Consider the following 22010-nt stretch of genomic DNA (forward strand, 5'->3'; position numbering starts at 1 on the left):
TGCGCTTCACGCGCTCCCGGGCGATTCTCCTCATGCCTTCGGGGCATTCGTGACAATCGGGAGCAAACGGAATGAAGAAGCCATCATCCAGAATCAAAGAAGAGATCGCCAAACTCCAGGAGCAGCTGAAGGCCGCAGAGACGCGTGAGGCCGAACGGATCGGCCGGATCGCGCTCAAGGCCGGGATTGGCGAAGTCGAAGCCGACGAGGGTAAGCTGCTGACGGCGTTTGAGGACCTGGCCAAACGGTTTCGTGAGCGCGGCGGCGAGACCCGGAAAGTCCCTCCCGCGCAAAACCCGTCTGGCGCGGCTTCGCGCGCAAATAGCGAGGCTTGAGCGCATGCGACAAGCAAGCCAATCGGAAAAGCGCAGGAAAGACACGCGCGAGAAAATTCAGCTCGGCGGCCTGATTGCCAAGGCAGGCTTGCGCTACGAGAAGCGCGCGCTCCTGCTTGGCCTTCTGATCGACGGCACGCGGCGGATCAAAGGCGACGAGAATGAGCGAGAACGGCTGACGGCGATCGGAGCGGAGGCGTTTTCCGATGACACCGAGTAAGCTCATTCTTCTGCTTGCGCCCGTCGGCATGATGATCGCCGTCTGCATCGGGTTAAAAGGTTCCGAAGCCTGGTTGGCGCAATTTGGAAATTCGGTTGAGACGCAACAGACGTTTGGGCGGATCGGCATCGCCATACCCTATGGCCTAGCCGCGGGTCTCGGCATCGTTTTCCTGTTTGCAGCGCGCGGAGCAATGGCGATCAGGTTCGCCGGATACGGTGTTCTTACCGGTGCAATTGCCGTGATCGCCATTGCCGCGACGCGGGAAACTACACGCCTCAGCGGTTTTGCAGACGCGGTTCCGGCGGGACACAGCCTGCTCGAATATGCCGATCCTTCGACCGGCATCGGCGCAATACTTTGTTTTGTGGCTGGCATGTTTGCGCTCCGCGTCGCTCTCAATGGTGATGCGGCGTTCGCGACAATGAAGCCGCGGCGGGTGACGGGAAAGCGCGCAATCCACGGATCAGCCGACTGGATGTCCGTCGCCGCCGCCAAGAATATGTTCGGTGAGGGTGGCGGCATTGTCCTTGGCGAGGCATATCGCGTCGACCAGGACAGTGTGGCGAACCGACCATTCCGTACTGATGTCAATGATACGTGGGGCAATGGAGGGAGGTCATCGCTGCTCTGCTTCGACGCCTCGTTCGGATCGACGCACGGACTGGTCTTTGCCGGATCGGGCGGGTTCAAGACCACTTCGGTGACGATCCCTACTGCGCTCAAATGGGGTGGAGGGCTCGTTGCGCTCGATCCATCAAACGAGGCCGCACCCATGGTGATCGATCAGCGGCGGCGTGCTGGACATGAGGTTTTCGTGCTCAGCCCCAAGGACGCCTCGGTCGGGTTCAATGTGCTCGACTGGATCGGCAGGTTCGGCGGTACCAAGGAGGAGGATGTCGTTGCGGTCGCAAGTTGGGTGGTGACCGATACCGGACGTCAGACTTCGATGCGCGACGACTTCTTCCGCGCCTCCGCCCTGCAACTTATCACCGCTCTGATCGCCGACGTCTGCCTGTCAGGGCATACGGAAACGGAAAACCAGACGCTGCGCCAGATGCGCATGAACCTGTCCGAACCTGAGCCCAAATTGCGCGAGCGATTGCAGAGGATCCACGACAATTCAGAAACCGCATTCGTTCGAGAGAACGTCGCCGCCTTCGTCAACATGACGCCGGAAACCTTCTCCGGTGTTTACGCCAACGCGATCAAGGAAACACACTGGCTGAGCTACCCGAACTATGCTGCACTCGTTTCAGGTTCGAGTTTCTCGACCGATGACATCGCCGGCGGCAAGACCGACATCTTCGTCAACCTCGACCTTAAAACACTGGAGGCCCATCCGGGGTTGGCCCGCACCATCATCGGCGCGCTTCTCAACGCCATCTACAACCGGAGCGGCGAGATCGGCGGCCGCACCCTGTTCCTGCTCGATGAGGTGGCTCGGCTCGGTTACCTGCGCATTCTGGAAACCGCGCGCGATGCCGGTCGTAAATACGGCATCAGCCTGCTTCTGCTTTTCCAGTCGATCGGCCAGATGCGCGAAACCTATGGCGGTCGTGACGCCGCATCGAAATGGTTCGAGAGCGCCTCATGGGTATCCTTCGCCGCAATCAACGATCCCGAGACCGCGGACTACATCTCGCGACGCTGCGGCAATACCACGGTGGAGGTCGACCAGTTGAGCCGCACATTGCAGATGTCGGGGTCGTCGCGAACGCGCTCCAAGCAGTTGGCGGCACGGCCTCTGATATTACCGGAAGAAGTGCTGCGCATGCGCGGCGACGAGCAGATCGTTTTCACCTCGGGTAATCCGCCGCTCAGATGCGGACGCGCCATCTGGTTTCGGCGCAATGACATGAAAAGCGTCGTTGGCAAGAACCGGTTCCATCGCTGATCGCGAGGAATGTGTATCAACGTTGTGAATCAATTGTCCTGCTTTGATTCACACAACTCATTGGACTTGGGTTGCGGTGTCGAAGAGACTCTTCGCATGCAGACATTCACTCCCGACCAGGTTCATCTTCGTCGCATCGACCCGGCCCAGAATATGCGCCGCTTCTACAGCCTGAGCCTTCAGCCCACGCTGTTCGGCGGCGCGTCGCTCATTCGCGACTGGGGAAGGATTGGAAGACGCGGTCAGACGATGATGGAAACATTCGATACGAACGCCGATGCAGGGTCCGCGCTGCACCGTCTTGAGCGTAGCAAAAGGCGCCGCGGATATCGCGATGCGGCAGTACAGCGGCGCTGATAGCTTTGACGCCCACCGATGTTGCGAACAATCAAAAGCACCGGACCGGCGCCGGATATCGCGCGATCTTCTCGTCCACGGTCATCAGGACAATTTCCTCGGCAACGGCCTGCGAAATCAGAATACGATCGAAAGGATCCTTGTGTATGGGAGGAAGCACCAAAAGGCCGATCGCATGTTCACCGGTGATCGCCAGTTCATGATAGCCATTGTCCACCAACCCACGCCTCAGTAACCGTGGATCGACCGCGAAATCCGGGCGTCCCAGGCCTGTCTTGATAGCGACTTCCCAAAGACTCGCCGCGCTAAAGATCAAATCGTTGTCGGAGTTCTCGATTTCGGCACGCGCTTGTGCGGGCAACTGCTCTGGATTGCTTGCGGCCCACAAAAGAAGATGGGTATCGAGAAGGAACCTCACGCATCGCCTCCAAACATTGCTTCGATGTCTTCGTCACCCATGCAATCAAAGTCATCAGGCACGGTGAACTGACCGGCCATGAAGCCGGTGCGCTTTGTTGCGCCGGGCATCGGTGCATCCAGCGCCATGACTTTCACAAGCGGTTTGCCCGCTTTGGCGATGATAAAGGGTTCGCCCTTCGCGGCCTTCTCTATCAGACGCGACAGGTGTGTCTTGGCCTCGTGGATATTGACGGTGTGCATAGCGGTGCTCCTGCTTAGTCCATTCAACTTAGTTCATTTGCAGCCGAAGTTCAATACACCCCATCGCGCGGAAGGCCCCGTCTTGCGACGAGGCCCTCCTCCGACGGTTAGTCGCGATTGCCGTTCGGGCGGGACCAGATCAGCTGCAACCCTTCCTGGCCGTCCACCTCGATCAGGGTTGCGTAGATCGGAGCAGGGAAGCTCGGGTCATCCAGCTTGACCGAGATGTAATCCCGCTCGGTTCCCTTTGCCTGCTTCTGCCACCCGGCACCCAGTTCGGCGGCACCGGAGAAGATGCGGAACTGCGGGCCGTTCTCGGAAGGGGTTTCGACGCGTTCGAGGCGGGCCTTGACGTTTAGGGCGAGGGTCTTGATCTGACCGGTGAAACCGTTCTTCGCGGTGGTGAAAGTGCCGATGTTTGCCATTGTCTTCATCCTTTCGATGTTTCGGGCCGCGCCTATCGCGGCCTCGATGGCTGTCAGGAGACCGGGAGCGATCGGCGCGCACCCCAAAGGGGACGAAATGAAATGGAGGACGGCGGGGAGACACTTTCTTGGCTCGCGAGGAATTCGAATGAAGTTCGAAGGGGAAGAAAGTTTCGAAGCGCCGTTGCGTCAGGCCGAGCGAGGCGAAGCCGTTTTCCGGTCAGACATGCCTCAATCGAGACCGCATTGGGCGGCGCGTTGGTGACATTTGAACGGGAGTGAAGACCGGCAACCGTCGTATCGCAACCCCCGATCCGAAATATGATCGGACAGCATAACATGAAGCCCTTGCCAACGACGAGGTTACCACGTGGCGCTGTCGAGCCTTTCTCACAGAATGCGACACCGCTCTCATCCCCCACAGTGCGTTGAACTAAGTTTGGATGTTGTGGCGATCGAAAGGGAATGAGCAGGTACATCGACGCAAGGGCCGTGATGACCAAAGCCTTTTGATCCCTTATTCACAACCTCGATATAGCCGATGAGGAAGCGGTATCATTGCTGTGGTAGACACGAGCACTGCAAAGCCGGGATACAGCCGGCGGAGAGCTGATCGCACTCCGCCAGGGTCATTCGGAAGGAATGCATTACGCCGCCTCTTGCTCTTCAGTAAGCTGAGCCGGTTGAAGACCATGAAGATAGGTCACGGCGCGTTGTGCATGCGCCGCCGCCTGAAAGATCGCCCGTCTGTCGTCCTTCAGGATCCGCAACCACGACTGAAGGTAGCTGGCGTGATCCGGCCGGGGCTCCAGCTCAGGCACAACACCGAGATCGGCACATAAGAAGCAGCTTCCGAGTTCGGCAATAAGCTCTTCCCTCGCACGTTCGGAGCGATCCCTATGATAGCGTGAGAGATCGCGACCCACGCGGTGCGCTGGCGCAGTCCAATGGGTTGCTTCATGGCAGAGGACAGCCACGTAGGATTCCGCATCCCGGAAGCTCTCGAAGGGCGGCATCTGTATGTGATCGCTTGCGGGAGCGAAGAAGGCTCTCGGGCCGCCATGGCGGATCACAGCGCCGGTATTCTCGAAGAAGCGGTCCGCGTGCTCGATCCGCGATATCGGATCGGTGATCTTGTCCGGCCGGTGATAAAAGTGCTCAGGCAATCCATCGATCTGATCGCAATTGAAGACGGTGTAGGTCTTGAGGAACGGGATATCCCGCTCGACCTCGTCGCCACGGGAATCCGTTTCGGTCTTGGTGAAGCGGCTGGCATAGACAACGGTTGCGCCGGTCTCGCCCTTGCGGACTTGTGCCCCGATCTGACCGGCTTGCCGGTAGGTCATCCAGAGTGGCGCTTCGAAGCCTCGGGCGAGGCTTTCCGACCAGAGCAGGAGGACATTGATGCCAGTGTACGGCTCGCCGGTGTGCCGGAGCGGTCGCGTAATCCGGCCTTCGAGCCGTCCCGCGCTCCAGGGTTTCATCCAGGGCCGGACACCTTTTTCCAGTTCAGTGACGATCGTCTCGGTGATCCGCGCATAGATATCGACGCGCGGGCTTTTCTCTTTCCTTTTCATTTTCAGACCTCCTGAATTCAGGACCGCGCCGATCGCGGTCCGTCACGGGTCCGCAAAAGGCGGAGCATGGAGGCTGGATCGGCACCCGACCGGGGCCCCGCGATAGAGGGGTGGTCAGGGCCGGAACGAAGTGGAGGACGGCGAAGCCGTTGCCGGACCTGCCGGCTCCGCCCGGACCTTGCCCGGGACGGACAGGAATCGGCGCCCTGTCGAAGCGAATAAGGCGGCGCCTGAGCGCCGCCCGTCGAGTGGCAGGAGTTGGTTGGCTCAGTGAAGAGCCTCGCCGCCGGAATAAGGATCGTAGAGGTAAAGGCCGATGACGTCCGCGTCCTCGAATTCATCAGCGGGCAGAACCCCGTATTCGTCGTCGGACTGGAAGAGGACGACTGGGGTCATGAGGATGCGTGCGAGGTTCCAGGCGTGTTTCTGGGCGAGGGAAAGATCGTGCGACATTTGAGGGCTCCATCGTTGGAGCGGGCCAATCCCGCTCTGATGGCTCCGTCAGTGTGCGGCCCAGCGGACGCGATCACCGCGCAGGCCAAAGCCAAGCGGCCGCCGCTTGCGAGCGGACCCCATGCGGGTTGATCGTGGAAGTCCGCGCCGCACCAGGAATGCCATCCCAAAAAGAGCGAGATTGGACCTCCCCGGATTGAGAGCCCTGTGGCGCACGGCATTGACCGCCCAGGAAGGGACAGCTCCGGAGCGCTCCGCCCCGTCCAGATCAATCCTGGAATGTCGCGATGAGAGGGAAAGCACGCCAGCCGCCGAAGCGGAGTGTCAGGTCCTTTTGACGGCTCTTACTCCGGCGCGGCGTGCTGCTTGCCGAATGGTCGCGGCGATCTCGCGCAAAAACGCGGCGCTAACCGAACCGATGGGCTCGGTGGAAACGAAATCGTAGTCCTTGTCCATCTCGACGCGATTGAACTCGTCGAGAATGATCCAGCAGGGCGCGGCAAGGCCAATGCGGCGGCATTCGATCTCCGGCACGCTCAAAGCGGTCTGATCGGCAGGGGGCTGCCTGGATGTAAATGGAAAGAGAAACACGACATCCGGATTGCCGGGTGTCTTGATGACGACGCAGACAGGGCGAGGCTTCCGGCCGGATTCCTCGCCCTTTTCCGCCTCACGATGCCACAGATAATGGAACTCGGCGACGTCGCCCTGTTCAAACATCTTCTTTTGCAGGCTCAAGGATGGCGTCTATGCCGGACATCAGCTCCTCATGGACATCGTCTGGCACATCGTGCAGGGAATAGGACTTCGTCGGGCTCGGCTCGCCACGCATGCGGTGATAGTCGCGCGCGGAGAGAACAAAGAGCTTCTCCTTGCCGTGCTTGGTGAGCACGACCGGTTCGATCATCGCCGCCTCGAGGATTTCGCCCGAGGCGCGATTCATGTCGGAGAACGTGTAATGCTTCATCCTGCGGCTCCAGCGTTTCACCTAAAATAGGTATTTTACGTTGTTTTGTCAATTCGAGTCTTCGTGTCGACAAAAAAGGGGCGGAGCCGAAGATCCGCCCGTATGGCCTAGCTGAGTGCGGCCATCTGCAGTTCGGCCGCCTTGCGATCGACCGTCTGGCCGGGGTTGTCGATCGGGCGCTGGAAGGGCTTCCAGGCCTCGCCGACCACCTCTTCGTAAGCGGTCACGACGCCTTCGGCGGCGCAGCGGAGCGCGTGGGCTTGCAGGCCCATATCGGCTGCGAATTCGCGCTTGCGTTGGGCTGCCCCATCGAAGCCGACCGGGCCATCGATGTCCTCGTCCCGAGTGTCATTGGATCCCTTGGCCGTGGCATCGCGGGCCTCGGTCACGGCGCGGCTGTAGAATTGTCCGGCCCCGTGGGCGGAGCCGACAAACGAACCGACGATGCGCTGCAGGTGGATCTGCATCGCCCGTTCGCCGAGACCCTCGTTCAGGGAATCGGCCGTATCGACGATGATCTTGTGGTGGAGGTCGCGAATGCCGTCGCTGTCGATCACGGGAAGACCGAAGCTTTCGGAGATGAGGGAGGCCTGAGCGCTATCGGGGCAGGCAAGTCGGACCATTTCGAGCGAAGCGCCCTTGCGAAGCTGGGTAACCTTGGCGGATTGACGGGAAGAACGAGCGGTACTGGTCATGTGAGTTTCCTTTCCTTCACGGTATGGCCGAAGGCTCAAGCCGGACTGCCGGCCTTCCCTTCGGGCGCGGTCAGGAAAAACCGGTGGAAAGACGGAGGCTTCAGGGTCCGCGCGGACCGGGCCGAGCGAACCTGTCCTGCGGGTCAGCAGGGCTTTCAGCCCTTGCGCCATACCGCGGGACCGGCTTGGCGAGGATGGTCCGCGCGGCCGCACCGCGGCGCGTCAGCGGCCTTGAAGGCTCCGGCCGCCGGTTTACGACCGCAGCCTGTCCCGAAGGGAAGGCCGGCAGACATGGCGCTCCACTGGCGGCGATGTGTGAAGGAAATGACGATCGCCAACCGGACCGCTCACCCGACCAAACCACCGCTGCGTCTGCCGATGCGGTTCGGGAGATCGCTGCGCTAAACCTTGCCTACCAGCCATTGCGGGAAGGGCATGCTTCCGGGTTCATAGTCTGGCGGGATGGCGGCAGGGGCCATGGACGCCGCAAGGTCCTCGCCGGCGACGGCCCAGTCGATGATGGCGACATTGGCCGGACCCGTAAATGATGCGGTTCCATCAAGGAGGACTTCGAGCGTTTCGGCGATGTCCGCACGGGGATTGGTGGTATCGGCGTCACTAGAATATGGACTGCAACGATCCATGTGGTCATGGTCTGGGTTTCCTTTTCGGGGTGATGAAGCGGGGTGCGTGGATCGAGGTCAGAACCGCGCGCTTCCACGCGTCGACCCCCGCAAACCGAGTGCTGTACCTCCTGTGATGGATGATGAGCTTCGGATGGGCGCCTTCCATCCGGAAGCTGGCGCGCCAGCCGAACGCCGTGGCGATGAGTTTCCAGGGGACGGCAATCACCGCTCCCATCCGTCAAAGCTCGACGGACCCTCGTAGATTGCATGGCGGACTGGATCGACGACGAAACCAAGTGGGCCGACCGTGTATTCCGCGGACGGGACCAGAAATCGGCGTTCGTCGGCTCCTTGGTCGCGATTGCCGCCGGGCGTTGCGATGACCTCGACAATGCCGCCGTGATGATTCGACCTGATGGCGGAGATCACGATCCAGTCGCCGACATGGCGAGACTGGAAGGCCCGGCGATCCTTTTCCCGGGATTGGCCGGCTTCGAGCACAGCTCCTGAGATCGCCTCCCAGGCGTCCGGCCAGCTGTCCTTGATCGCCTGCTCGGCACTGCGCCGCTCGAATGTGGTGAACAGATCCGGGAAGGTCAGGGCGACAATCGCCCACTCGACATCCTCTTCATACCAGCCGTTGGTCGTCCGAAGCCTTCGGTCGACCTTCGCGTTGCGCTCGGTCGACAGGTGGAACCCGCCATGGCCCGCAGTAGAGTGGCAAACGACGCCTTCGGCAAACACTGTCGCGCCCTGCGACAACCCCCAAGGCGTATGTGCATGGAAGCTGATCTCGCGGCGGCCGAGGTCATGCTTTTCGCGTGCGTGCTCGGCCTGTTCGAACACCTTGGCACGGAACGCGGCCTCGTCGGCAAGCTGGCCGCTATGACCGAAGAAGTCGGCGCGGACGAGCTCCGGCAATGGGCGGCGCACGAACCACGCCATGGCGAGGTGGTGTGTCCCGTCCCGCGCCGGCAGCATGGCGTAGGCGGCGTCATCGACGCGCGCCACGGGAAATCCCTCGGCGCTGGTCCCGAACTCAACCCCGGAAATGTCCGGGATCTGTGAAGCGGAAGGGAGGGTCTGGGTGGAAGGAGTCATGCTGCCCTCCCTCAACATGATCGGCCGCCGCCTGGTCAGCGGTCACCTCTTGCAGCACTGCATCGGGGTAGCCGTGGCGCGACAGCCATTCATCGGCCGCCTGCCGGTTCTGGGCGACATGGACCAGCTCGCTGGCTTCACCGGGACGATCCAGCACCAGGATCGAGCCTGGGGCGGGCTGCTCAACGACCGAGAACTCGAGAGCGCTGTCGACCGAGAACGTCCTGAAAACCCGCAGCACGATGACGGCCAAGCTGGCGAAATCGCCCTCGTGAAGGCTGAAACTGCCGGGAAAGGTGATCTCGCCAGTGTGGCGACCGGCCGTCTTCTTGACCAGTCGGCCCCTATTGTTGCGGTTCTCCCAGGCCTGGAGCTTGCGGCGGTGCCGTTCCGGTGGGCGCGGCGTGCCGTCGGAATAGCGAATGATCGCGCCGAGCGGCGCCTGGTCGTAGATCAGTTGTGCGGACATGGTGATGTCCTCCTGTTGGACGGATTGGAAATGGAAACGCCGCCGGACGATGCCGGCGGCGTGATTTGCGTTCGGAAGAAAGAAGACCGCTATTCGGCGGCCTCGCGGAAGCCTTCGGACACCGCGTCCGGGTCGATGTCGCCCTCATCCGGCTCGTCGATGGAGCCGTCGGCATCCCCGGCTTCCTCGTCCTCGGTGAGCTCGTTGCGGGCCTTCCAGCCAGCGAGTTCGTTTGCCTCCGGCGCGAAGAGCGCCGAAGCGTGGACGAAGCGTTCCTCCTTGAAATGCTCGACGAGCGCAGCGCGGGTGTCGCGAACCTTGTTGCGCGGCAACACCGAGGTGTCCGCGCATGCGGCCTCGAGCGCCTGCCGGGAGAGGCATAGAAGGAAGTCTTCCGTCCCCATATTGGGCAGGAAGCCGTCAGCTCCGACAACGGCGCCGGCGATCCGCGAGACAATGCCGCTGTTCGACATGTTGCGGCGGCACGACAGCACCTCGATCAGCACCGAGCGCACGGCAATGCGGAGCGTGTCCTTGTCGAAGGCAAGATTGCCGGCTTTATCGACCAGGGTCGCGGCATGGGGCGCGATCTGGCTGCGGAACGAACCCGTATTGCCCGACCCGGTATCGACGCGGACGTTCTGACCGGCAAAGGCGATGACGAGCAGCGCCATCAGCGTATCGTCCTCGATCGGTGCGCGTTGAAGCGCCTCGTGCAGCGCGTCGGTGCGGAAGTCGCCGATCATGTCCTGGCCTTTCTGGGTGACATCGGGGCGCTGCGCCGACGCGACAGCGCCGCCGTCCGCTGCCTTGCCCTTGGCGGCTTTCGGCTCCGGCATCCGGTAGACGACGGACTGCACCTTTCCCTCACGGTCGAGATACATGGCCGTGCAATCGGACTTCTTCGGCTTGCCGTAGATCCGCTCGGCCTTCTTGGGCAATTCCGGCTGCCCCCAATTGTTGGACTCGGTGATCATGCCATTATTGGGCAGATTGTTGGTCATCCATTCCTGCTGGGCGCCGAGAAAGGCCTCGACATCCGTCGTGTAACGGCTGTCTTCGTCGGCGGGCGCAAAGAGGTCCTCGACCCAAGCGATGCCGTAAGCCTGCGCGAGCTCATCGTCGAAGCTGGCGTCGCGGGCATACATGCGGGTCTTGGACAGGCCATTGGCAACCGACCACCAGGACGTCGTTTCATTCTTCTTGGGCTTGTGGGCCTTCCAGACCTCCTTCTGCTCCGCAATCGAGGCCGCGGCGATTGTCCTGAGCTGCCGTTCGTCCGGCATGTCGCCCTTGGCCATCTGGTCCAGCATGGCGGGAAGCACATTGGCGAGAAGCCGGAGCTTCTTGATCTGGCGCACCGAAAGCGACAGCGCCGCGGCGATGCCTTCCTCGGTCCAGCCAAGCGCGACCAGGCGCTCAATGGCGCGCCACTGGTCCACGGGGTTGAGCGGCTCACGGGCGATGTTTTCGACCATGGAGCGCATGGCGCCGCCGTCCTCGGCCGGATCGGTCACGATGACCTCGATCTCCTCGAGCTCCGCGGCGATCGCGCCTCTGGTACGGCGATGGCCGGCCTGGATGATGAAGCCGTTGCCACCATCGGCTTCGGGGGAAACGACTGGCGGCTGGATGATGCCGACGGCCTTGATGGTCGCGGCCAGCAGCGCATCGCCCTGCGGTGTGGATTTGGATTTGCGGGCATCGTCGGGATTGTCCTTCAGAGCGCGCGGGTCGATCTTGATGATATGCATTGGAAGCTCCTGGTTGGGGATTGAGGACCCGGCACGCCACCGGTTCCCTTTTTCGTCTTCTTCTCGAAGACATCCCCGGGACTGCGGAGCGGGCGGGCCGGTGCAACTGCGGTCGAGCGTCCCTGCCCGGCCGGACAAGCGGGGCTGACAAGACCTGCGAAGGACGACGGGCCGGGATGGCGCAGGCGGCGGTTGAGCGACAGCGTCGCCGGGCCCAACCGATCTGCGACCGGTCCCCTTCCTCCTTCTTCTTCAGGCCGCCTCCCCGGCATTCTCCCGCTCCTTCAATACCTCATCCGCCAGATCGGCTTCGATTTTGGCGAGTTGTTGGCGCTTCTCTGCAAGCTCGTCTTCGAAGCCGAATTCCCCGCCCTGGCGGGATTGATAGGAGGCCCACCGGCGCTTGGCATCATCGAGTCGGAAGCGATATTGCGACCGCTCGTCCTCGAAACCGGAAAGCACATGCTCGATGCGCGACACGGCGCCGAGCGGAGTGACGGTCAGCGCCAGGTCGATCTCCGTTTCCGCGCCAGTCCGCGCAATCGTTACGTCGTACTGGAAATCGTCCTGACCGACACGCTGGCCCGAGAAAACGAGATCGAAGCCGCCAATCGTGGCGATCGTCTTTTCATCCTCCTCGCGAAGATGCACGAGCGTCATGATTTCCTTCATCAGGGCACGGCCGGCAGGCTTGCGCTCGGTGAAGGATTGCCCGGCAACGGTCATGGCAAAGGCATCGCCGGCGGTCGGAATCCGACGCTCGATGTCCTTACCTATCTCGACGATCCGCCGCGTGTCGTGCTCGATATCGCGCTCGGCATTGCGGATCTGGCGGCGAACGGCGAAGAGATCGTCTCGATGCGCGGCGCGCAAGCGTTCGAGCCGGGCAATGTCGGCTTCGAGGCCTGCCTTCTGCATCAGGCGCTGGTCGCCGGAAGCGATCGCTTTGGCCATGGCGAACTGGTTGGCCTGCCCCTCGCCCAGATCTTCGAGCCGGCGAACGGATGTGTCGCCGGAGAGGGCCGCAGCGATGAACCGGGCCTTGCGCTCGTTGTTCTGCCACATCTGCGCATCCATCGAGCCTTCGGTGGCGTAAGCGAAAATGTCGATCTCGTCATGCTGATTGCCCTGCCGCTCAATGCGGCCCTCGCGCTGCTCGATCTGAGAGGGAAGCCAGGGCACGTCGAGATGATGAAGGGCCTTCAAGCGAAGCTGGGCGTTGACGCCTGTGCCCATGGTTTCCGAGGAACCAATCAGGAAGCGGACCTTGCCCGCATTGACATCGGCGAAGAGGCGATGCTTGGCCTCGGTCTTCTTGTAATCTTGCATGAAGGCGATTTCGGACGCCGGAACGCCGAGACGAACGAGCTCGTCGCGGATCCAGCGATAGGCGGAAAAGCCTCTGCTTTTCTCGACGCTGATCGTGCCGAGATCGGAAAAGATCATCTGCGCCGCGCCCGGCAGATCGAAGGGCTTGCCCTCACGGGTCAGATAGGTGTTGGAGCCGGTCTTGCGCCAGATGCGGAAGCTGTTCTCGATCAGCTTGTTGAGCTTGTTGTCCGGCTCATTGTCATTGTCGGGATCGACCAGACGGAGATCGATTGCCGCGTGGCGGCCATCGGTGATGACCGAAAGCAGGATGTCGTCACCGGGCTTGGCCGGACCTTCGCGTTTCTCAATGGCCTTGATGCGCGCCTCCAGCACGTGCTGATAGAGCTTGAAGTCGTCGGTCGGCTTGGCGGTGACGATCTGTCGTTTGCCCGTCGAGACAGCGGGGATTTTCACATATTGCTTCAGATCCTCCGGCAACACGACATCGGCGAAGCAGCGGAACATGGCGATCAGTTCCGGCACATTGACGAAGGTCGCAAAGCGCGAGACGGGCTTGTATTTGCCCGAGGGCTGCAATTCGAGTTCGGTCGTCACATCGCCGAAAGTCGAGGCCCAGGCGTCGAATTCGTGCAGACCGCGTTCCTTGAGCGCGTCGAAGCCGAGGAAGCGCTGAACCGAGAACATTTCACCAAGCGTATTGGTGATCGGCGTACCCGAGGCCAGCACCAGTGCCCGACCCGGGTTCTTTGTCTCGATGAATCGGGATTTCACGTAGAGGTCCCAGGCCCGCTGCGAGCCGTTCGGATCGACGCCTTTTAAGGTCGACATGTTGGTGGCGAAGGAGAGTTTCCGGAACTCCTGCGCCTCGTCGACGATGATCTGATCGACGCCGATCTCGGAAATGGTCAAGAGATCGTCCTTGACGGTCGCCAGCGATTCCAGCCGATCCTTCAGGCCCTCTTTCAGCCGTTCAAGGCGTTTGCGCGACACCCGATCGTCGCTTTCGACCCTGGTGAGCATGTCTTCATAAAGCGCGAGCTCATCCTCGATCATCTGCTTTTCGAAGACTGCCGGTACGGCGATGAACTTGAAGGCGGAATGCGTGATGATGATCGCGTCCCAGGTGGCCGTCGCGGCGCGCGACAGGAAGCGGTGACGTTTGTCTTTGGAAAAATTCGTCTCGTCGGCGACGAGTATCCGCGCAGTCGGATAAAGCGCCAGGAATTCGCGGGCGGCCTGGGCCAGGCAGTGTCCGGGTACGACCAACATGGCTTTCGAGATCAGGCCGAGGCGGCGCTGTTCCATGATGGCGGCCGCCATCGTCATGGTCTTGCCGGCGCCGACGGCGTGGGCAAGATAGGTCGCGCCGGACGAGATGATCCGCCAGATGCCGCGTTTCTGGTGCCCATAAAGCGAAAAGGCGCCTGAGGCGCCCGGTAGCTGGAGATGATCCCCGTTGAAGGATCGGGGCGCGATATTGTTGAAGCGGTCGTTATAGACCCGCGCCAGCCGGTCGGTACGGTCCGGATCGGACCAGACCCAGGTCTGAAAGGCGGTCTTGATCTTGGTGAGCTTCTCCTTGGCCGCCTCGGTGTCGACGACATTGAGGACCCGGCGCTCGCTGTCGCCGTCCTTCACCGTGTCGAAGATCTGCGGGATACGGCTATTGAGGGCGTCTGCGATGAGTTCGCCGGCATGCCGGCGCTTCGTGCCCCATTCGGAGGTGCCTTCGGCGCGGTAGGCCAGCATGCGTGCATCGACCGTCCATGAAGCGAGTTCCGGCATGTGGCGAATCCGGATTTCGGGCCCCATCGTTTCCTTGACGAAGTCGGCGACATCACTGGCGGGAATCCAGGGCGCACCGAGTCGGGCGGTGATCTCGGACGGGCTGAGATCGGCCGGCTGCACCGCCTCCAGCGCCTCGACATTGCGCCTGTAGGCCGGGTCCAGCTCAGCGGCCGCTTCCGCGATCGCCAGTTTGTCGCGCACCTGGCCGGACAGATAGGCGTCTGCGGTCTGCCAGGACTCATCCGCCGGATCGCGATAGATCGCGCTGCCAAGTCCCTCGATGACCGTGTCGCGATTCTCATGCAAAAGCTCGGCGATATGGTCAATATCGACATGGCCGCGTTCGTTGAGGACGACGGCCAGAGCGTCGGCGGCGCTGGTGATCACTGGCGGTGATGGCGGCGCAATCACCCGTTCAGAAAAGATCGGGCCGGGCTTGGCGGTGTCGGTATCGAGATCGTAATTTTCTATGGAGGCGACCAGCCAGCAGTCCGGATCGTCGAGGAAGGGATGCAAGTTCGGCCGGCGATGTGTTTCCCGGGTTTCGCCGGTCTCCTCATTCTCCGAGATCGACACCCTGGTGTGGTTGATCGGCCCGAAATCGCGCACGAAGCTCGACCAGGCGATACGCAGCTTCACCTGAAGACCGCGCCACGGCTGATCGATCTCTTGAGCCTTGAGAACCGCGCGCACCGCATCGCGGACCGGGATCAGCTTCCTGACGATGTTGACCTGCTTTTCCGAGAAGCCATCTCCGGAACGGCCCTTGCGGACGGGAACCGGCGCGGGCATGCCGTCGAGTATCTGCATCAGCCCTTTCGGTGTGTCGAAGAAGAAACTCCCCTCGCGGACATGGGCGTCCCCAGGTCTGGCGACATCGGTCGGCGTCGCACCGACTTCGAGATCGAAATCGATCTCTCCGGGTTCGCCGTCATAGAGCGCTTCCGGAAGAAGATAGATTGCGGCGTCCAACGCAGCTTTGAGATCGCCCTCACCTGCCAGGCAGGTATAGGTTTCGCCGAAAGGACCGGATGTGGTTGCGTGGTGGCCGAGCACATGATCGGGGTGATCGGCGAACCAGCGGTTGACCCTGATGGCCTCGCCGTCCTCGCTGGCGGGTGCAATCTCTGCCAGGTCCAGCCAGCTCGCGTTGCCCTGCAGCTCGCCGGGCTTGCGCTTGCGGAAGAACAGGATGTCGACGACGACGTCCGTTCCCGCATCCTGCCGGAAGCTGCCCTCGGGCAGGCGGATCGCCGCGATCAGATCGGCGGATTTGACGATATGTCCACGCGCTGTGGCGTCTGCCTTGTCCATCGCGCCCGACGATGTGACGAAGGCGGCGAGCGCACCGGGTTTCAAAAGATCGATCGACCGCGCGATGAAATAGTCGTGCAGCCGCAGTCCCAACGACCGATAGGCACGGTCTGACCGCACGGTCCTGTCCGAGAAGGGCGGATTGCCGATGGCGAGATCGAAATGCGCCGGCAGATCGGTACGCGCGAAATCGCCTTCGATGATGCGGGCGACCGGCTGCAGGAACCCGGCAATCCGGGCTGTCACTGGATCGAGCTCGACGCCGGTGACGAATGAGGATGCGCGAAACGGCTCAGGCATCAGGGCCGGGAAGAGGCCCGTGCCGATGCCCGGTTCGAGGACGCGGCCACCACGCCATCCGAGTCGTTCAAGGCCCTTCCAGATCGTCCGGACGATGAACTCCGGCGTGAAATGGGCATATTGCGTGCAGCGGGCAAGCGAGGCGTAATCGGCCTCGTTCACGGCCTCCTGCAGCTCTTCACCAAGGTCTTCCCACCCCTTGCGGAAACCGTCCTCGCAGGGCCGGGAGAAGATCGCGTTGGCAAGATCGGAGGCGCCAAAGCCTGTGAAGCGAACAAGACGAGCCTGTTCCTCCGGCGTCGCGGGCCTGTCCTCGGCCGCGATTGTCGCAGCGAGCGAGATGGCGGCGAGATTGTCGCGCGCCCGGGCTCTCCAGCCCTTGGCGAGGTTCCGGCGACCGGAAAGATGAAAATTGCTGCCGCGCTCGGGCGCTTCGGCGGCATGTCGTTCCGCAGGCTGCTGGCTCTTGGACCGGTTGGCCGCTGCCGCCGGCGGCGGTACGCCCCTGTCGGGTTCGATTTCTGGACTATCGGCAAAAGCGGTGACGCCGAAGCCAAGCCCGGAGGACAAGGCGTTCTGCGAACTGCCGAACATGTCGAGGGCGAAGCGGTCGTGGTCCGACATTGATGGTTTCTCCTGGATTGAGGGCGAACGAAGCCGCGCCGCCAGGGGACCCAGCGGCGTTGCCAGCGTGCGGATTTGAAAGCGGAGTTAGCGGGTGATCAGCGAGAACGAGATCTCGTTCTCGGTGAGCTCGATCCCGAGATAGGACGCGGCGAAGTTCCGGGCGAAGCACGGAACTACGAGGTCGGCATCGATGAACTCGATGCCGTCATCTCCGCCGAAATGCCGGCTCTTGTAATCCCACCAGTCCGCATCGCCCTTGGGATGGCACTCGGTCGAATAGATGACGAGCGGTGTCTCACCCTCGGCGAGCTTGCCGTTGGAGATGATGTAGACGCCCTCGTCGCCAACGAGCCAGAAACCGGACTTTTCGCCCTCGCCTAGCCTGGTGCCGTAATACGGATTGCGGAAGCCGCCATTGGCGGCCGCATCTTCTTCGCCGCGCGCGATGACCTTGCGCACCGCAATTATTGGAAATGTGAACATAGCGAACCTCACGCGGCGACTGGCAGCGGAAGGTGCCGCAAATGAACGGGCAGCTTTTCCGCGATCTGCGCGTCGGTCAGGTGGTCGAGCAGCTGAAAGCTGGTCCCCGGGCGACCATAAACGACGACCTTGCGTTTGCCGCGATGTTCGGGACGGAAGTCCGCGCCGGCATAGCCGCGGTAATCGTCATGAGTGTCGCTCCAGATATGCTCGATGCGCTCGTCGCGGGTCATCGCCGTGACCGGCCGGCGCTCGCGCTCAACGATGGCATCACGCATTTCGTAGGGCGAGCGCGGATCGGACAGGTCGCAATAGGCGTGGAAGAACCGGGTCACGCCATTGATACCGAGCGTATAGAAGACGCTGGTGATGCTGCCGGTCAGGAATTCGCGCATGGCGAACATCTCGCCGCGCATCCAGAGCGGCGGGATGATTTCGAGCATATAGTCATGCTCGGCACGGGCGATTTCGAACCATTCGCCAGCGTAAAGCGCGCTGTCGTCGTTCTGCCGGCGATTGGGCCGTTGGGCATGGCGGTCGAAGAGTCTGAACATCTGCTGGCGGTCGGCGATTCCGAAATAGATCTTGCGGATGGGAGAGGTCATGGCGGGCTCCTTCGGGGCCTGTCCCGGGCTGGAGCGCGGTGCACCCTGTCGGCATCACCATCTTCTTCAGCCCTTCCGGACCCCTTTCCGCGGCCGTCTCTCCGTCCGGCCGGGTCAAGGGCCGGCTTCAGCCGGGCGGAGCTTCACCCTTGAGGCGGACGGCGGGCATGCGGCACGCCGCCTTCTTCCTCTCTCTTCTTCTCATCCCCTCTTTTTCAGACTGGCGTTCCAGTCATCTGTCGGCGGTCTGAGGCGCTGCCAGTTGCAGCCTTTCTCATCGGCGAGGCCCCGCAGACGTTCGGCAAACGTCTCGCCCTGGCTGTTGGCGTCGGTGGCGGCGACCAAGAGAACGTCCGGGCGGGCGGCAAGCCCGCGAAGGGCGGCTTCGGTCGATGGCGACCAGCCACCGCCGGTGCTGAGATAAAGCGTTCCGGGCGACGAACGTTCGATCGCCGCAAGGCTCATGGCGTCGATCGCCGCCTCGGTTACGCAAAGCCGCTGCGCATCGGGGGGGCCAAGCCGAAAGAGGACCTTGGCCCCGCCGGTCGCAAAACCACGCCAATCGGGCCCCCGTTCTTCCCAGCCGGTGATGCGACCGGCCTCGTCGATATGACCAGCCCACATGCTGCCTCTCGGGCCTTCGCGAAGGATATCCAGGGCGATGGCTTGCCTTAGAACCGGTTCGGGTATGCCGCGCTGGTCGCGCAGATAGCGCCATGTTGCCGACCCACGCCACGGCTTGCGGCGGTTCTGCCAGAGTTCCGCGACCGTCTGGTCCGGCGCCCGCTCCTTCGCATGACGGGTCCAGGCGGGCACGGACGGCGTGAAGCCGATGAGATCGGCGACGACATAGAGGGCGGCGGCAAACGGGAGTCCGTCGAGATGTTCAACAAGGCCGAACACGTCACCCTTGGCGTCCGACAGAGGATCGAACCAGCCCTTGCCGTCATGAATGACGATGATGATGTCGCCGCTGCGGCGGTACTTGACCGCTTTTCGAGTGCTCTCCTTCAGATCGACGGCAAAGCCGGCGGTTTCCAGCACAGCCGCGCATGCCACCTTGTCCCTCAGCTCTTCAAGTTCAGCTTTTTCCATTCGCTCTCCGCGTTTCGTGCGGTCCTCTGTTCAGGTTTCCGTGCCCTCAGTTTTGGGGGCGGGACCCGGAGGCCGCGAAGAGCAAGGCAGGACAAGGGCGCGGCTGGCAAGCCGGCATTTGTGCCGGGATCGTCAGATACAGCCAGGCGCGGCGCCAGCTTCCCTTGCCGGCCGACGTACGCAAGCGGCATGGAGGTTGGCAGCCCTCCTCCTCCATTTCGCGTCATGCCGAGGAACTGTTCTTCGGTGAACCGTGATCGCTTCATTGCCTGACTCCTTTCTTTAGGTACCGGCTACCCAAAGGATGAGAACATCTCAGAGAACAGGTCACCGTCACCGCGTGGCTTTGCCTGTCGGACTATCTGTAAGGTTCGGCTGCTGTCGGCGTCTATCTAATACAGGAACCGTTGAACCGGATTTGTTGTGCCACGCAAATGGAGAAATTGAGGATGAAATCGAGTGCCTATAGTTGGTCATCTTGCCCGCACGGAAGTACGAATTTCGAGCATGAACAGAGCGCATCGTCTGTATGGGGAGGTAATTTGGGATGACCGACCCTGACCATTCAAAGCACAAACCAGCGCCGGCGCCAAGCTTCTGGAAATCACGCGTAGGCGCTACATTGATCGTATTTCTGGCGATCGCGGCAGTACTGCTCGGTTTTGAACACCGCCTCCATATCTTTACGGGTAATGGCCTGATTGTCACTTTTTTGCTTGGCTCTATCGTGATGCACTTCTTCATGCATGGCGGCCACGGGGGAGGCGGGCATGGCGGCAAGCACGGTGGCGATAAGTCATGAGCGATGTCTCCTCCTCATACGGTCTATGGTTCTTTGCCTTCCTCAACGCTGCCATATTCATCATTTTTGCCTTCAGCTTCTTCAAGCCGCAGACCACCCGCGACTGGCGCAGCTTTGGTGCGTTCAGCGCCTTCCTGGTGGCGTTGTTCTCCGAAATGTATGGCTTCCCTCTGACCATTTATTTGCTGTCGGGCTGGTTGCAGACCAGCTATCCTGGCGTCGACTGGTTCTCACACGATGCAGGACATCTGCCGGAGATGATGTTCGGCTGGCAGGCAAATCCGCATTTCGGGCCGTTCCATTTTCTCAGTTTTGTGTTGATCGGCGGCGGCTTCTGGCTGATTTCCGCCGCATGGCCAGTGCTGTATGCGGCACAGCGCAAAGGCGAACTCGCCACGACTGGGCTTTATGCCCGCATGCGCCATCCACAATATGCGGGCTTTGCCTTGGTCTTGACCGGATTCTTGGTGCAGTGGCCGACGCTCCTGACACTGGCGATGTATCCCTTCTTGATCTGGATGTACGCCCGCCTGGCCCGCACGGAGGAGCAGGAAACCCGCGAGCGGTTTGGCACGGTCTTCGAGGACTATGCCCGGCGCGTCCCGGCCTTTTTCCGGCTCTGGGGTCAACGCCCAGACAATCACATTGACAAACGAGGACAAAGCAATGGTAACCGAACCAGCCAAGACAGAACAACAGTCCGGAAATCTCGCGTCCCGTTTCCCGACAGCCTACACCATTTTGTTCCTGCTCATCGTATTGGTAGCAGCGCTGACTTGGATCATTCCCGCGGGCAAATACGATAGAGTGATGAACGATGCCGTGGGGCGTGAAGTCGCCGTGGCAGGAACCTACAAAACTGTCGAGGCCAATCCTCAAGGCTTCTTTGATGTCCTGCTCGCCCCGACGGCAGGGTTCTACAACCCGGGCAGCTATGCCGCCAACGCCATCGATGTGGCGCTATTCGTTTTGTTTCTGGGTGGCTTTCTGGGAGTCGTAAACGCCACCGGATCAATTGATGTCGGGATCAGGGCTGCAATGCGCAAAATGACAGGGCGCGAGGTCTGGATGATTCCGATCCTGATGTCGCTCTTTGCACTTGGCGGCACCACTTATGGCATGGCCGAGGAAACGCTGGCCTTCTATGCGCTGTTGATCCCGGTAATGATGGTTGCAGGGTTCGACGCGCTGACCGGGGTTTCGATCATCCTGATTGGCGCAGGGATCGGCACGCTGGGGTCCACGATCAATCCCTTCGCCACCGTGATAGCGTCGAACGCGGCGGGTGTGGCATTTACAGATGGTCTGGTCGTGCGCTTGGTATTGCTGCTCGGCGGGCTTGCGATCTGTGTGGCCTATGTCATGCGCTACGCGATGCGGGTGAAGGCTGATCCGGCCCGTTCTGTCGTTGCAGCCCAGGCCGATGGTAACAAACAGGCCTTTCTGTCCGGCGGTAATGAGACCGAGGCGGACCGGCTCAGCGGCACGCAATCGGTGATCCTGATCCTGTTCGCGGCGACTTTTGTCGCGTTGATCTGGGGTGTTTCCTCGCAAGGCTGGTGGATGGCGCAGATGGGTGCGCTATTCCTGGGCATGGCCATTCTAATTGGGCTGATTGCGCGGATGGGCGAGAAGCGCCTGACCGCGAACTTTGTCGATGGCGCACGCGACCTTCTGGGTGTGGCACTAATCATCGGTCTAGCCCGCGGCATCGTCGTTATAATGGAACAGGGCCTGATTGCCGACACGATTTTGAACAGTGCGGCGCAAACCGTAGGTGGGTTGCCGGAACTGGCCTTCATCAACCTGATGTTCTGGATCGAGGTCGCGATGAGCTTTCTGGTCCCATCCTCGTCGGGCCTCGCGGTTCTGTCGATGCCGATCATGGCGCCGCTTGCAGACTTCGCCGGAGTTTCCCGCGATCTGGTGGTCACCGCCTATCAATCGGCCAGCGGCCTGGTGAACCTGATCACGCCGACCTCGGCCGTGGTCATCGGCGGGCTGGCTATCGGGCGCGTTCCTTATGACCGCTGGATTGTTTTTGTGTGGCCGCTTCTGCTGATCCTGACGATCTTTATCTCGGCCGTGCTCAGCATCGCCGCAATCCTATGATATAATCGGAGTTTCC

Annotated in this window: 22 protein-coding genes and 1 pseudogene; 7 read left to right on the plus strand and 16 right to left on the minus strand. The window is 61.5% G+C overall.

The window, feature by feature from the left end; translation table 11 throughout:
• Window positions 1-71 precede the first annotated feature (71 nt).
• The 4 genes from traC to OEG84_RS24500 all read left to right on the plus strand — a co-directional run bounded on the left by traC (window position 72) and on the right by OEG84_RS24500 (window position 2809).
• Entirely contained in the window at window positions 72-335 is a 264-nt protein-coding gene (gene traC, locus OEG84_RS24485) for a conjugal transfer protein TraC (RefSeq protein ID WP_267656498.1), read from the plus strand.
• Between the two features lie 4 nt (window positions 336-339).
• Window positions 340-555, plus strand: a complete 216-nt coding sequence (gene traD, locus OEG84_RS24490; RefSeq protein WP_267656499.1) for a type IV conjugative transfer system coupling protein TraD — start codon at window positions 340-342, stop codon at window positions 553-555.
• Window positions 542-2452: a Ti-type conjugative transfer system protein TraG gene (gene traG, locus OEG84_RS24495; RefSeq protein WP_267656500.1), complete on the plus strand. Its 1911-nt coding sequence runs from the start codon at window positions 542-544 to the stop codon at window positions 2450-2452. Before traD ends, traG begins: the two co-directional genes overlap by 14 nt.
• Before the next feature lie 96 nt (window positions 2453-2548).
• Window positions 2549-2809 carry a WGR domain-containing protein gene (locus OEG84_RS24500; RefSeq protein ID WP_267656501.1) on the plus strand — a complete coding sequence of 87 codons (261 nt, stop codon included), beginning with the start codon at window positions 2549-2551 and terminating at the stop codon, window positions 2807-2809.
• 31 nt (window positions 2810-2840) lie between these two features.
• On the opposite strand, the gene OEG84_RS24505 is transcribed toward OEG84_RS24500, so the two are convergent.
• The 16 genes from OEG84_RS24505 to OEG84_RS24580 form a co-directional block, all read right to left on the minus strand.
• Window positions 2841-3227 (minus strand): type II toxin-antitoxin system VapC family toxin, encoded by a 387-nt coding sequence (locus tag OEG84_RS24505; protein ID WP_267656502.1) that lies wholly within the window; start codon window positions 3225-3227, stop codon window positions 2841-2843.
• On the minus strand, window positions 3224-3469 hold the full coding sequence (locus OEG84_RS24510; protein WP_252917522.1) for a type II toxin-antitoxin system Phd/YefM family antitoxin: 246 nt from the start codon (window positions 3467-3469) through the stop codon (window positions 3224-3226). Before OEG84_RS24510 ends, OEG84_RS24505 begins: the two co-directional genes overlap by 4 nt.
• A gap of 107 nt (window positions 3470-3576) precedes the next feature.
• A complete protein-coding gene (locus OEG84_RS24515) occupies window positions 3577-3894 on the minus strand; it encodes a DUF736 domain-containing protein (protein ID WP_267656504.1) in 318 nt (105 codons plus the stop codon).
• A gap of 647 nt (window positions 3895-4541) precedes the next feature.
• A complete protein-coding gene (locus OEG84_RS24520) occupies window positions 4542-5471 on the minus strand; it encodes an ArdC family protein (protein ID WP_267656505.1) in 930 nt (309 codons plus the stop codon).
• 267 nt (window positions 5472-5738) lie between these two features.
• On the minus strand, window positions 5739-5924 hold the full coding sequence (locus OEG84_RS24525; protein WP_267656506.1) for a hypothetical protein: 186 nt from the start codon (window positions 5922-5924) through the stop codon (window positions 5739-5741).
• A 324-nt stretch (window positions 5925-6248) separates the two neighbouring features.
• The gene (locus OEG84_RS24530; protein ID WP_267656507.1) at window positions 6249-6662 is read right to left on the minus strand and encodes a type II toxin-antitoxin system PemK/MazF family toxin; all 414 of its coding nucleotides are present in this window, start codon (window positions 6660-6662) and stop codon (window positions 6249-6251) included.
• Window positions 6637-6891 (minus strand): type II toxin-antitoxin system prevent-host-death family antitoxin, encoded by a 255-nt coding sequence (locus OEG84_RS24535; protein WP_267656508.1) that lies wholly within the window; start codon window positions 6889-6891, stop codon window positions 6637-6639. The genes OEG84_RS24530 and OEG84_RS24535 overlap by 26 nt, the downstream gene beginning before the upstream one ends.
• A 107-nt stretch (window positions 6892-6998) precedes the next feature.
• On the minus strand, window positions 6999-7586 hold the full coding sequence (locus OEG84_RS24540) for a hypothetical protein (protein WP_267656509.1): 588 nt from the start codon (window positions 7584-7586) through the stop codon (window positions 6999-7001).
• Between the two features lie 401 nt (window positions 7587-7987).
• Window positions 7988-8230, minus strand: a complete 243-nt coding sequence (locus OEG84_RS24545) for a hypothetical protein (RefSeq protein ID WP_267656510.1) — start codon at window positions 8228-8230, stop codon at window positions 7988-7990.
• Window positions 8231-8434: 204 nt separating this feature from the next.
• The gene (locus tag OEG84_RS24550; RefSeq protein ID WP_267656512.1) at window positions 8435-9313 is read right to left on the minus strand and encodes a DUF7007 domain-containing protein; all 879 of its coding nucleotides are present in this window, start codon (window positions 9311-9313) and stop codon (window positions 8435-8437) included.
• Window positions 9252-9782: a hypothetical protein gene (locus OEG84_RS24555; protein ID WP_267656513.1), complete on the minus strand. Its 531-nt coding sequence runs from the start codon at window positions 9780-9782 to the stop codon at window positions 9252-9254. The genes OEG84_RS24550 and OEG84_RS24555 overlap by 62 nt, the downstream gene beginning before the upstream one ends.
• A gap of 89 nt (window positions 9783-9871) precedes the next feature.
• Complete coding sequence (locus tag OEG84_RS24560; protein ID WP_267656514.1) at window positions 9872-11536, minus strand: ParB/RepB/Spo0J family partition protein; 1665 nt, start codon at window positions 11534-11536, stop codon at window positions 9872-9874.
• A gap of 252 nt (window positions 11537-11788) precedes the next feature.
• Entirely contained in the window at window positions 11789-16894 is a 5106-nt protein-coding gene (locus tag OEG84_RS24565) for a DEAD/DEAH box helicase family protein (protein WP_267656515.1), read from the minus strand.
• 87 nt (window positions 16895-16981) lie between these two features.
• The gene (locus tag OEG84_RS24570; protein WP_267656516.1) at window positions 16982-17380 is read right to left on the minus strand and encodes a DUF3085 domain-containing protein; all 399 of its coding nucleotides are present in this window, start codon (window positions 17378-17380) and stop codon (window positions 16982-16984) included.
• A gap of 8 nt (window positions 17381-17388) precedes the next feature.
• Window positions 17389-17985 (minus strand): DUF1419 domain-containing protein, encoded by a 597-nt coding sequence (locus tag OEG84_RS24575; protein ID WP_267656517.1) that lies wholly within the window; start codon window positions 17983-17985, stop codon window positions 17389-17391.
• Window positions 17986-18186: 201 nt separating this feature from the next.
• Window positions 18187-19080: a DUF3991 and toprim domain-containing protein gene (locus OEG84_RS24580; RefSeq protein WP_267656518.1), complete on the minus strand. Its 894-nt coding sequence runs from the start codon at window positions 19078-19080 to the stop codon at window positions 18187-18189.
• 547 nt (window positions 19081-19627) lie between these two features.
• Here OEG84_RS24580 and OEG84_RS24585 point away from each other — a divergent pair.
• The 3 genes and pseudogenes from OEG84_RS24585 to OEG84_RS24595 all read left to right on the plus strand — a co-directional run bounded on the left by OEG84_RS24585 (window position 19628) and on the right by OEG84_RS24595 (window position 21994).
• Window positions 19628-19882 carry a DUF2933 domain-containing protein gene (locus tag OEG84_RS24585; RefSeq protein ID WP_035532526.1) on the plus strand — a complete coding sequence of 85 codons (255 nt, stop codon included), beginning with the start codon at window positions 19628-19630 and terminating at the stop codon, window positions 19880-19882.
• Window positions 19879-20514: pseudogene (locus OEG84_RS24590) on the plus strand (methyltransferase family protein); the annotation flags it as partial. The gene OEG84_RS24585 and the pseudogene OEG84_RS24590, both read left to right, overlap by 4 nt.
• 34 nt (window positions 20515-20548) lie before the next feature.
• Complete coding sequence (locus OEG84_RS24595) at window positions 20549-21994, plus strand: YfcC family protein (protein WP_267656520.1); 1446 nt, start codon at window positions 20549-20551, stop codon at window positions 21992-21994.
• Window positions 21995-22010 lie beyond the last annotated feature (16 nt).

Origin of the sequence: Hoeflea algicola, assembly GCF_026619415.1 — a bacterium.
GTDB classification, from domain to species: Bacteria; Pseudomonadota; Alphaproteobacteria; order Rhizobiales; family Rhizobiaceae; genus Hoeflea; species Hoeflea algicola.